This is a genomic window from Enterococcus wangshanyuanii, assembly GCF_002197645.1.
Taxonomy (GTDB): Bacteria; Bacillota; Bacilli; order Lactobacillales; family Enterococcaceae; genus Enterococcus_L; species Enterococcus_L wangshanyuanii.
This window is the reverse complement of sequence record NZ_CP021874.1, coordinates 2,146,673-2,159,122: the sequence shown is the minus strand read 5'-3', so window position 1 is coordinate 2,159,122 and position 12,450 is coordinate 2,146,673. Positions and strand designations below refer to the sequence as shown.

The following is a 12,450-nucleotide window of genomic DNA, read 5'->3' as shown; positions in this document are numbered from 1 at the left end:
CTCTAATCTTCTATTTTTGTAAATCCATTTTTTGTCCTTATATCATTGACATGTTGCAAAAGATGTTTCAAAAAATCATTAAATAATTCTCTATTGTCATTCACGTAATAGGTAAGATACTTTTTAGCATCATTTTTATTAGAATCATACCAATTTTTAAAAGGTTTGACATCTTCATCTTTATAATTTTCTACATTCAGTGGTACTTTATATCGAGTAAAAGATTGTTTAAACATTTCTTTTTGCTTCTTGAATTTTTTGAAAAAAGCATTACTACCATCTAAAGTCAGTATATATTTTATGAGCTCTTTTTCAAAGGGTAAACCATCAAAAAGAGAAGGGAAATTGAGAACGTGTGGAAATTTCCCAACTTTAACTGCTCGGCAGTCAATATCTGCATCAAGTACTACCATAGACATCGTTTCATTGAGAATATTGGGAAAGCTTTTACATAAATTTGTCAATAATGTGTAGCTAGTTCCAGGATTGTCATCGTTAACTACATGAGAAAAATTTATTTGTGAGAGAATCTTCTGTGTTTTTATAACTCTCTTCAATAATAACTCAGCAACTTCATCTTCACAGAGTATTTTGACTTTAGCTAAATTGCTGTTTTCGGTGTAATCAGATAGTGTCAATTCGCTATAGGCTAAATTATAAGGAGGGTTCTCATAAATGCTTAAAATGTTATCTTCTTCAAACTGAGAAGCGATAAAATTTATGATTATCCTTTTATGTTCCAAACGTTCTTTTTGGGATAGATATATATTTTGAATCAAAAAAAGTGAATGAGTATTTAAAATTATTTTAACTTTATATTTTCTTGACCAATCGAACAAAAAATTAAATAGATTCATTTGTGCAATTGGATGGAGACTAGCTTCAAATTCATCAATAGCTAATATTCCAGTTAGACCATTGTATTTATTCTTTTTATTAGCGCTGAAAATTCTCATAAATGATACTAAAACATCAGCAAATGTACTTAAGTTATCTTCACCAGACGAAATTGAATTAACATCATAGTAAGAGTTTTCTGGACCATAAGGATTTTTGCTTATTCTACTGATATTAGTTGAGTATTTTTCAAAATTATCAAAATCCTCTCTTAATAGAACCTGTTGATAAAGGCTACTAATGAATTTTTTTTCAGCCATGTCATATTCTATCGAAACAGACTTTATTTCCCCAGAATCTATTAAAGGGTAGAGTCTTTTCAAATTTATATAAACTGATGGAAGAGTAAAATATCCGTCACCTTGCTGTCTTCCACTTGGAACTAATCGGTGTCTGTCTTTTTTACTAGTTTTGGAATTTGGATTTCCAGGCTGGAAATATAAAGGAATAGGTTCCTTCAGTTTCAAATCTCCGTCTACATTTAATCGAATATGGTATATGTAGTCATCTTTATCTTTTTCTGAAGACAGTTTGAAAACATCACTAAATTTTGTTTGCATCCGATTTCCATACAAGTCTTTGTGTTCAGTTCTGTATGGTTGAGCCAGCAATCCAAGGAGAGTGGATTTCATAGTACCATTTCTACCAGAAACAACAGTCATTTCCTGACCCAGATTGAGTTTTTGATTTTTAAAAAGACGAAAATTTTCTATGTCGATTCCATAAATATCATTGATTGCCATATGTTTATTATCTATCAATCCATAATGCTTTTTATCAAAAAAATCTGTCATTGTAATTTCACTCTCCTGCACCTAGTTAATAAAATTTTAATCTATTTGTTGTGATTTAACTACCATAATTTGATTATATCATCTAACATAAGTTTCTGCGATGGTCATTTTCTAATTTGGATAGGCAAGCGTGGCTTGCCAAAATGATTCATGAATAAATAGAAAAGGAATGATGAATAATGGCAGTAACAACAGAAAAAACTCTAAAAAAGCAAGTAATAACTTCTAATATGTTAAACGATCGAATAAGAACAACAAACTTTAATGAATTAAGTACCCAAGAGCTAGTTGAGCTTTCATTCAATTTAAAACCTTCACAAGCAGTTGAACTATTAGAAAGTATAGATACTTTAACAGATTTAAGAAATGGATTTTCTGAATTTCCAACGAATAAAGAATTCCAATTCAAAGCAAGCTTTGAATTATCAAAACGTATTTTACAATTTGATACGAAAAAAGAGAAAATAACTAGTTCGTATGGGCTTGCTCAACACTTAATTCAAGAAACACGTGATTTAGAACAAGAGCATTTCATTCTCCTAACGTTGAATACTAAGAATCAAATTATCAGAAAGCGGACATTATTTGTCGGAACTTTAAATCAAAGTATCGCTCATCCCAGAGATATTTTTAGGGAAGCGATAAGAGATAATGCTGCTCAAATTATTGTTGCACATAATCATCCATCTGGTGATCCAACACCTAGTGAAGCTGACACCATATTCACATCGCGATTAACAAAAGTTTGTGAACTGGTTGGAATACAAATGTTGGATCATCTTATTCTGGGAGAATCGACTTATTACTCCTACGCTGAAAATTGATCTTTAATTTTAGTTAATTTGACAGAGCTTGACACGTATATTAAAATTAATTTTATCCAAAAATATTTATTTAATTAACGAAATTAATTCATGAGCTTTCGAGCTATTCACAAATCAAAAATAATGTTGTATTCTAGCCTTAGCTGTTTTAGCCAAGGCTTTTTTCGACGTCAAAAATCTTCTAATTCAGCACCTATGAAAGTGATGATTGCTTAGATTTAAATAAAAATTAAAAAGACTACGAATTGTAATCTTTTTATTTTCTATTCAGATAAATCAACGATATTTTCAAGTAGCTTAGTCATTTTTTCTCTCTTAGGAGAATTTTTGACTTCTCGCATTAGGTGGGCTAATGCGGGATCATCACTTTCTAAATCTAAGAAACTGAAAAATTCAGATGGGGTCATCTTCAAACCAACAATAATTTTATCTAGTGTATTTAACGTAATGTTAATTTCATTTCGCTCTACCCTACCTAAATATGTGTCATCAATTCCAGAAGACTGAGCCAATTCTGCCAAAGTCATTTTTTTGTTCGTACGATAGGCTCGTATTTGAGCGGATATCTGTTCATTTAGCACACCATCACCTTCTTTCTATTTAATGATATATCCTCACAGACAAAAAAATAAGATGACAAATGTATTCTTGCAACTTATAATATGATATATATGTATATATCATTGGATTTTAAATACATATTGGTAATGTTAACTGAGTTATTTCTAGACTGTATAAACAAAAATAAGGAGTGAAGGAATTGAAAAAAGTCGTAATAGTAGCAGCAATTTTATGTGGGGTCGTCCTGATAGGGTGCAGCAATGGGAACATTGATAAAGTTCTTCCTGAAACGGGTGACGGCAACAGGAACGAGATCCAAAAAGAAACACCGATTAGCGAAGCATTAAATAAGAAGGGGCGCCAGATATGGTATTTAGTATCAGCCAATACCCCTGGAAAAGATTCTGAGGGTACAGTTTTTGTAGTAGAAAATGGTAAAGTGTCAAAATATGGTGAATTACCATTGAGCGAAGTTATTGAAATGTCAGACAAAGAAATTATCAAAGAAGCAATACAAGTTAGAGATGAATATCTATACTCTCGTAATGTTACGCTGATAATTGATACTGCTCAAAAAAATATAGATCATTATACTGAAACTCTTGCGATGAAGGGATTTTCTGATGAAGATATTGCAATGATGAATGAGCGAATAATAGAAGAAAAAGCACGACAAGAATCTGCTAAGAGCGTAGATTTTGATAAGATGTTATCTCAAATTAAACCACAAAAGTATAAGTTGAATTTGGTCACTGATTCAACTGGAAATACTACTGAAGAACAACAGTTTATTTATCAAGTATCTAATATTGAAGAGGACTATTCTATTTCTATTGATAAAAGTAAACTTAAATTTGAACCAGGTGGTATCTATGCTAAATTCCAAATTTATGATGAATGGTTTTGTGGTCTAAAAACAACTGATGGAGATTATTTTGTCACACGTGATCCAGAAAAAGCTGAAGAACTTTCTTTAATTTTAGATCAACCAGGAGCGAAAGGGGTAACCGTTGATGAGTAAAATTATATATCGTACTCATAGTAATTTATTATCCATCAGGTATTCTAGATGACTAAATCTGAGGAATTTATGATGGAATTACATGATTTTAAAAAAATTTGTGATTACGAACGCCAATCTGCTGACTACGAAAAGAAATGTCTGGAAATTGAGAAGCAAATCGAAGCTCTTTCGCTAGAGATACATGAAAAAGAAGTACAACGTCGTTTTTTAAAAGAATATAGTGACCATATTCAATCTCTTGAAATAACTTCTAGTGCATATGCTCAAGCAATTCGTGATAAATCATTGGGAGAAAAATCATGAGTTGGTTATATTCATTTACCTGTTTATATCTTCAAAACTTTTAGCATTACCATCATAAAAGGAGATTATTATCATGAAACAAAAATTTAAAACATTAATCATAATAACAGTATCTATCTTAGCACTAAATATTTTAATTCCCATAGCAACTTTCGCTGCGACATGGAACGGCGTAGCTGGCGTATCAGATGCGGTTGTAAATTCAATTACACAATATGAAAACGAAGCAGCAAGTTACAATTCACAAATTAGCGCATTAACAACGAGTATCAACCAAAACCAAGCAACCATTGATTATTGGACAGCAAATTTACAAAAAGCTCAAGCTGCAACTGCATCAGGCAATAAACAAGACGTATGGTACGGTCGTGAAGCCGAATGTCAAGAAACAATCAACAATAATCGTAATCCAATGCATCAACGTATTGCGGAACGTAATCAATTATACGCTTTACAAAATCAAGCATTAGCTAACGCTGCAAATGCACGCGCACAAGCAGACACTGAAGCGGTAGCCATTACAGCACAACAAAATGCAAATAACAATGCAGGGGACACTGACAATGGCAATAATAGCTCAACAGGTGGCGGAACAAGCAATACTGGAACAGTTCCGAGCGAAACGACTCCAAGTGAAACAACACCTTCAGAATCTACAAAACCATCTGAATCAACAGGGGAATCAAAAACACCCGAAAAAGATAAAAACAAAGATAAAGACAAAACAGAAGAATCAAAACCTAAACCAGACAAGCCAAAAGATGAATCTGAAGCAGGTGAAATTGTCATTGACAATAAAGACGAAATCAAAAATGAATTAAACGATTTCGATCACAGTAAATCTGTCGAAGAATTAGTCAAAGAAAATAAAAACGGGACATATACCGTAACAGAAGAAGCAATGCGAAAAGCCATTCTAGATAAAATCAATATGTATCGCATCGCAAACGGACTAAGAGAAGTTGCTGTATCTGACTCATTAGTTGATTATGCAGCATCAAAAGCAGAAGACCATAAAAATGGCTTAGGTCACTGGGACACAGAAAAATCAAAACAAGAAGAAGCAAACATTTTTGAATTATTTCCAAATATCCTATATGTCACAAATGACTTAGCAACATTCCAGAGCGACTTTAATACACGAGAAGTCAAATCAATGGAAGCTGCTTTAAAACTAGCTGATAAGCTTGCGGAAGGGATTGTAGGCGAATACGGAGGCTTCCTATCAGATGGGCACAAGTTCGATATTCTCGACCCTAATGCGTGGTTAGCGAACTTGATTTTAACATCAAAACAAGAAGCATATACTGATGTATGGACAGGTCAAACAAAATACACAACAGTTTGGTATCTAGCGTATGTATATGCAGCAACAGAATAACAATACAAGCATTCTTAACGAATTTTCGTTAGGAATGTTTTTTTTTTACTAAAAAAGTTAGTTTCACTTCATTTCCCACAACACCTGATTTTCAAAATTGTTGAAATGAATCCACCTCTCGTTAAAATAACGAAAAATTATAAAAAACAGAAAATGAACGAAAAATACGGTTCCTAAAAAAAAGGAACCAATAAATGTTAATATACCAAGGGTTGCAGCTCGGGGAAAATACTAATTCCTAAAAATAGGAACCAAAAAAATGTGAAATTACGCAAAAGTTAAGAGATAATATGTTGCGTAAATACTGAAATAACAACATTCTCGCTCCGAATATCGTGTTATGTTATTATATTTCCTTTCTGAATATAAAGGTTCCTATTTTTTTCAAACTCCATTTAAATAAATTTGCTCTCTTATCCACAGGTTATGAATAACTAATAACATAACATTAACGAAAAGAGCATGTTATTTTTTAGTATTTAATGGGTTAAATAAAGGAACTAAGGGAACGAGTGTCTACTAAGCTTGATATAAAAGGATTTAGTGGTTCCTATTTTTACAAAAAAGTTCCCTAATTACATGTGAAAGTTCCCTAGTTACAAATTTAACAGGACAAACTAGGGAACCTTTATCACTAAATTAGGCGTAAGAGTAAAACGTAATAACGAAAAAGGGAACATCAAAGATTAAATAGTTAATAAGTTATCCACAGATCGAAAACTTAAAATACTAAAAAATGACAAAAAACTAGGGAACTTTTAGCCAAAGTAGGGAACCAAAAGGAACCATCTTATTAAAAGTTCTTACAACAAATTTTTTTAAAACAACTAGACAAAGGAAACCTATTTAAAGAACACAGACTTCAAAATTGATGCGGAAGAAAATGAAATGGCTTAGAAACAAAAAATATATCGCAAATGTAGCATGTGTTGACTGAAAATAATATCCAAAATAATTACACGAGATTTCTTATCTAAATTTAGTGAAAAAACTACACGAAAACCAATTTTTTGATTGGTTCTTTTTTTAATACCAGACTAACCCATTCCCTCGTGAATCAGAGTACGATCATTAAAGAAGCTACTATATTTTCTTTTTTATTAGACCCTTGTCATAAGACATGTTCATCTCCTGATTCTTACCGTCATTCCTTCATTGGGTCCCCTTCCTTTCGGCTATTCCCTTGATATCACTACGTTTTCCGGCTCAAGTCAGCCCAATAAAGCAATAATATACTAGGCTTCAAAATGAGCAGGGAACCCCTTCGCCTCGGCTACTTGTTTAGTAACCTATCCAGTGACCGACTCGGCTCAGCCCTTTCCCATTTTGTACACCCACTACACAATTTAATAGGCTTGCAGCCAGCTTTTTCATAACAGGTTTCGGGACGAAACCTCTACCACCTTCAGGACGTATTTTGAGATGCTTCACTGCGTTCCGCTACCACCTTGTGCACGATCTGGGCATCACTGCGTTCCGCCCTAAAATTCATTCCCCTGATTTTGTGTATCAATATTGCAACAACTGCACACCAATTTTTTAGGCACACCTCGACAATCGTTGCGCTATTTTGTTGGAAAATCGTCGAGGTTCAGTGTACAGCAGAGGTTCCCTGATTTTAGCAAGATTAGGTACAGCGATTTAACGTAGCCATGCGGCTTACAGCCTGGCTACTGTACCTGCTGAACCTACTGTACCTAAAAATCACCGCAGCGATACTCGCTGTGAATGGCGCTATATCAATGGTTTTTAAATGCAGGTACCTCATGTTGAAAAATCGAGGTGCACAAGGAAAGAGCATAAGGGGGATGTATGTACAATCGAAACTTCGTTCCAATTGTCCAGTCAGCATAGCTGACCATCCCCCTTACTGCGACACTACAAAAACCTCTGCGAGCTTTTCTTCGGTCTTGCCCTTCACTACGTTTCGGGTGCTCTTTTGTTGCATTTCATTGTCTATTGACAAGTGAAATACTAACAAAAAGCGGAACAACATGTATGTTGTTCTATAGTATCTTTACTTCAAACAAAATTGCTTATTAATACAAAAACATTAACTCATTACATCTTCGCAACAACAAATACAACGTACATACACAACGCAATCACACAAAAAATAATGGACTGAAATTGATCGTAAAACCCATTGCTTAATTTGCAGCGAGTGATAAAACATCATAATAAGAAACAATGTGAAACATAAGCCGATTAGCAACGAATCATAATAGACCATCTGAAAATCATTGCCTGAGTCTTGTTATTTTGATAACAAAACAAATTATTGGAAGCAACGGTGCACCGTTGCTAATGCTGTGATAAATCACAGCCAAAAATACGAATACACGAATAAAAAAGAAAGTAGTGATAGAAATGAAACGACTTATTTCTTTATTAAATTCCCCTTATGATGGACGTAAATCTCAAAGAAAATTTTTACTAGTACTTAATTCTTATCTGGCTATCAAGCTAATCCAATTAATTAATTTTCTACTCTACTCAACTCAAATTCAGCCAGCACCTTCAAACGCTATTCAAGCTATTCATTTTGGACTGCTTCTTTTCATTCTTATTTGGTTCCTTGCTATTAGACCTTTACGAAGTGTAAAAAGAATGCAGTGGAATTTTTTTACAATCACATTATGTTGGAAATTAGCACTACTTACACTTAAAGTAGAACAAAAATTTAAGGAGGTGATTCAATGATTCTAGATACGAACAAACCCCAAGTTAATGACATTTTTTGGATTAATAATGGTGATAATACTGTTCATGTGATTGAAAAAGATAATGACTTATTTGCAGCAATACACTTTGGTGATAGTCGTTCACCAATCACAGAACGTCTTTTTCTGAGTGCTGAAAAAAGCTATGCTGAACAAGGATTCAAAATTTGGATACCAGATACGATTTTTACAGAGGATGAGTTATTACCATAAAAAATTTACCTAGTCTAATAATATTGGGGGAAGATGTATGGAAAAATTAGTCACTTACAACATGATGATAGAAGCAAACGGTCATCGATTTGGTGGAGATAGTGAACATTGGATTTATCTAACTAATTTAAAAGCTTATAATGAAGGTGTCTTATTAGGTGTATATCTACACTTCCCCTTTGATAGCGATGACTTAGATGCAGCCTATAAAGCAATCTATATAGGTAATGAATTTGTAGACGAGTATGGCTATCTTTACGAAGAATATTTCATCACTGACTATGACGCCCCATTTTCTATAGAAGAATATGACTCTCCAAGATTGTTAGCAGAAAAATATGATAGTTTGGAAGAGTACATAACTCTACCCGATTCAGTTGTTCAGATAATTTCAAATCATGAAGGCGAAAATCCCATTATTTATGAACTTTATGAAGGTTCGACAGACGAGGAAAAGCTAGGGTATGTGTTAGTTGACGAAGGATTGATAATAGTTCCTGAGCACTTGCGGAATTATATTGACTATGAAGCTATTGGTCGAGATCATGTACTTAATACGAATGGTGATTTTGCTGAAGAATATTTTATTGAATTTTTATAAGAGGTATAGGGCTGACTTAAGAGTCGGCTCTTTTTTTATGTATTTCCCTGCTATTTTGTTCTCACTAAATGTTTTATAATATGATTAAGAGTATTAAAGAGTAAAGGTGGTGACATAATGCTTGATTACAATGTTTATTTGAAAAAAAGCGATTCTATGGCTTTTGAAGAAGCAGTCAATATTTACAATTCGATTTTTAACATGTTGGAATGCAAGGATGAGTATCTACATGAGTTATGGAAAGAGGTCATAGATTCTGCTTTAGTTTATGCGAATATGAGAATTAACTGGAATTATTTTTCACGTGAAGAGAAACATGAGAAAGATGATTTAAGGACTATCTATCATAATACATTTATGATTAATTTAAAGGCATTTCATAAGTTAGGTGAACAACTAGAATTAGATACTAGTTGGAAAGAAAAACTAGGTTCATCAGAAGATAGAAAACGCTGGGGAGATTTTGCTGGATATCTCTTGTGTCTTGAAAATATTAGAGCGAGATAAAAAATAAATAATTCCCGACGCTAAGTTTATATACTTAAGTAGTAAATTCTTATTAAATGAAACGAAAGGAAGACTGATTCTTCATGAACAATATAAAATTAATTTCATCAAACCCATTTTCAGCAACCTCAAAAGTATTGAAGGAAAAACTAGAAGAAAAGATAAAGATACACAAAACACCTACTACGTATGATAATACAGAAGCCTCATTATTATGGATTATACGTGGTGGGATTGACTATTTTGATGGTTTAAATGATAAGTTCTTAGGAGATGGAAATGCATCAGGTATTCCAAGTATAGAAGCAGATCACTTTGCAAATAATATTTATCGATTAATCAATGCATTAGATTATTTAGGAAGACTTTGGAAAGTAAAAGTTGAAAAAAATGATGAGTTAAAATTGTTATTAGATATTCGTACATTAATTGTTCATTCAGGTGAGCAATTAACTAAGTTGGAATCATTAGAGTTAAAAGGCTATAAAGATAGCCAATTAGGGCGAATATTTAGTCGTAGAGATCGTAATCCGTTTCATTTTTTTAATGAGTTTTCTAATATGGATTATTGTATTCAAATATGGAATGATAAGCACGATAAAACAAAAAAATATAACTTATCAAAAGTTGACCATCATATAGATAATGAAAGTTACTATGATGTAGACATTTATTTGAAGATGACAGATGTGAGAGATATTATCCTGTGTCATGTTGAAAAGTTTCTTGATTGTGATAGTGAATCAAGAGTAAAAGAGAAATCAAAAGCGCTGCCTAATATAAAAAGTAAAGTCATTAATGAAGAAGTAGGTAGTATTGATTTTGATAAAATTGCTGATTTAGTTTCAAAAGATTTAAGAGGTGGCTATTTTAAAGAAAACGGTATGGATCATTGGAATGGATTCGGGTTAAAAAGACTTTATGATTATTCTCAAAGGCGTTTGGGTATTTCAGATGAAGTTAAAAATATTATTAAAGAAAGAATAAATGCAAGAATATCGAAATATTGGGATGACTATCAAAATGAGAACCTAACAGATGATGAGTTGCCTGATTTAGATGTTAGAACGTTGTTTTCAGAGTTTACCCCAAAAATTGAAATGGATGGGGGGAAATTATTCAACCATGTTGCTCCATTTTTTAATACAAAAAACCAACATGATGCAACTGATATAGATTATTTAGCTCAATTTATTAATGAGGTAGAGAAGGCTTTAGGAAAGAATTTACTTCTAGAGCAGTCGGTTGATAGCTTAGTATGCGAATATTTTGTTCAATCAATTCAAGTGAAAATTGATAGTTAGAAATTCTGTAGGAAAAGCATGCTCTTTTGATGGGATTTGGTAATGGAGGGATAAGCTTATGGGGAGAAATGAAGAATTAGAAGAGATCATTCGCGAATTGTTCTATCAAAACACAGAAGGCGAATATTGGGACTTCAAGGAGTTTCCTTATTTTTATGAAGGTCAAGACAAGGCAGAGATAAATAAAAAGAAAAATGATTTATTACATGACATAATTTGCATGGCAAACAATCTGAGTAATCATGAAGCCTATTTAATAATGGGAATATCCGATAATCCTGTTGAAATTATAGGAGTTGAAAAATATTTAGGTAGGTGGACTCAGGAAAATTATCTTGATTTTATTCATAGTAAGAAATGGGCAGGAGACTATATTCCAGCGTTGGAGTTAAGAACAATAACCAATGGAGTTGGTGCAGAATTAGATATTTTAGTAGTTCATAAATCTCAAAGGGTTCCTTTTTATCTTAAAGAAAAATATCAAAGTGTACAACCTAATCAAATTTATGTTCGAAAAGGTGCGAAAAATACTTCGATAAATAAACAAGCTGAAATTCAGGATATTGAAAAATTATGGGAATTTAGATTTGGCTTAATCCCTTATCCAAAGGAAAGAGTATTTAATTATATCAAGGATACTGACTCTTGGATAAAAATGAAAAGTAGTTATGAAGGAATGTCATGGTACTATGAAAAATTTCCTGAATATACAATTGAGTTTTATGATGACCCTGAAAATGAAGATTTGAGGACACCTCCCTTCGCATTGATGCATACTAATGCGAGAAGTTCATGGCATATTTTGAGGGTAAAGTATCATCAAACGATACTTTTAGAATTTTCGGCACATTATATTGATGAAACTCGAGGTATAGCAGTACATCCCAAAAGCTCATCTCTTAAGTTGTTTGACAGTTACCCAAAAAGTGAGTATGTAAATTCATACTATTATTATTTTGAAGATTCACCAGAGATAGGATTAATGTGGTTATTAAAATCATTAGTTAATCATGATAATGGTGCTTGGTCTAAGCATTTAAGTATGATTCCTATTTTTGAAAATTTACAACAGAAAGAATCCATTGAAAAATTAATCAATAGTGATGCCGAAAAGCATCAAGAATTAGTCTTTGAAAGTAAAGAAAAATGCTATGTTGGTTATAATAACAATCTTTCTGATGCAGACCAAGAATATGCTCGAATCGATATGGCAACAACCTTGATGGTAAAAGCAGTCTTAAATGAATATAAAATTGAACAATTCTACCAATAAATGAAAACCATGTGTTTATGAAGCATGTTATCTATAATGTTCCTT

12 protein-coding genes are annotated in these 12,450 nt (G+C 32.6%); 10 read left to right on the top strand and 2 right to left on the bottom strand.

What is annotated here, in order from left to right:
• Positions 1-2: 2 nt before the first annotated feature.
• On the bottom strand, positions 3-1,691 hold the full coding sequence (locus CC204_RS10695) for an AAA family ATPase (protein ID WP_227011131.1): 1,689 nt from the start codon (positions 1,689-1,691) through the stop codon (positions 3-5).
• Positions 1,692-1,870: 179 nt separating this feature from the next.
• Between CC204_RS10695 and radC the strand changes: the two genes are divergently transcribed.
• Positions 1,871-2,515: a RadC family protein gene (gene radC / locus CC204_RS10690; protein WP_088270117.1), complete on the top strand. Its 645-nt coding sequence runs from the start codon at positions 1,871-1,873 to the stop codon at positions 2,513-2,515.
• Positions 2,516-2,778: 263 nt separating this feature from the next.
• Here radC and CC204_RS10685 read toward each other — a convergent pair whose 3' ends face one another.
• Entirely contained in the window at positions 2,779-3,096 is a 318-nt protein-coding gene (locus CC204_RS10685) for a helix-turn-helix domain-containing protein (protein ID WP_088270116.1), read from the bottom strand.
• A gap of 179 nt (positions 3,097-3,275) precedes the next feature.
• Here CC204_RS10685 and CC204_RS10680 point away from each other — a divergent pair, with 179 nt between their 5' ends.
• From CC204_RS10680 to CC204_RS10640, 9 genes are all read left to right on the top strand, one after another.
• Positions 3,276-4,097 (top strand): hypothetical protein, encoded by an 822-nt coding sequence (locus CC204_RS10680; RefSeq protein ID WP_088270115.1) that lies wholly within the window; start codon positions 3,276-3,278, stop codon positions 4,095-4,097.
• Between the two features lie 72 nt (positions 4,098-4,169).
• The gene (locus tag CC204_RS10675; protein ID WP_088270114.1) at positions 4,170-4,403 is read left to right on the top strand and encodes a hypothetical protein; all 234 of its coding nucleotides are present in this window, start codon (positions 4,170-4,172) and stop codon (positions 4,401-4,403) included.
• A 73-nt stretch (positions 4,404-4,476) separates the two neighbouring features.
• Positions 4,477-5,784 (top strand): CAP domain-containing protein, encoded by a 1,308-nt coding sequence (locus CC204_RS10670; protein ID WP_088270113.1) that lies wholly within the window; start codon positions 4,477-4,479, stop codon positions 5,782-5,784.
• Between the two features lie 2,370 nt (positions 5,785-8,154).
• Positions 8,155-8,487: a hypothetical protein gene (locus CC204_RS10665; protein WP_088270112.1), complete on the top strand. Its 333-nt coding sequence runs from the start codon at positions 8,155-8,157 to the stop codon at positions 8,485-8,487.
• On the top strand, positions 8,484-8,720 hold the full coding sequence (locus tag CC204_RS10660; RefSeq protein WP_088270111.1) for a hypothetical protein: 237 nt from the start codon (positions 8,484-8,486) through the stop codon (positions 8,718-8,720). Before CC204_RS10665 ends, CC204_RS10660 begins: the two co-directional genes overlap by 4 nt.
• 37 nt (positions 8,721-8,757) lie before the next feature.
• Positions 8,758-9,321, top strand: a complete 564-nt coding sequence (locus CC204_RS10655; protein ID WP_088270110.1) for an antirestriction protein ArdA — start codon at positions 8,758-8,760, stop codon at positions 9,319-9,321.
• A 117-nt stretch (positions 9,322-9,438) separates the two neighbouring features.
• Entirely contained in the window at positions 9,439-9,828 is a 390-nt protein-coding gene (locus CC204_RS21505; protein ID WP_227011130.1) for a hypothetical protein, read from the top strand.
• A gap of 83 nt (positions 9,829-9,911) precedes the next feature.
• Entirely contained in the window at positions 9,912-11,132 is a 1,221-nt protein-coding gene (locus CC204_RS10645; RefSeq protein WP_088270109.1) for a hypothetical protein, read from the top strand.
• Between the two features lie 58 nt (positions 11,133-11,190).
• Positions 11,191-12,405 carry an ATP-binding protein gene (locus tag CC204_RS10640; RefSeq protein WP_088270108.1) on the top strand — a complete coding sequence of 405 codons (1,215 nt, stop codon included), beginning with the start codon at positions 11,191-11,193 and terminating at the stop codon, positions 12,403-12,405.
• Positions 12,406-12,450: the final 45 nt, after the last annotated feature.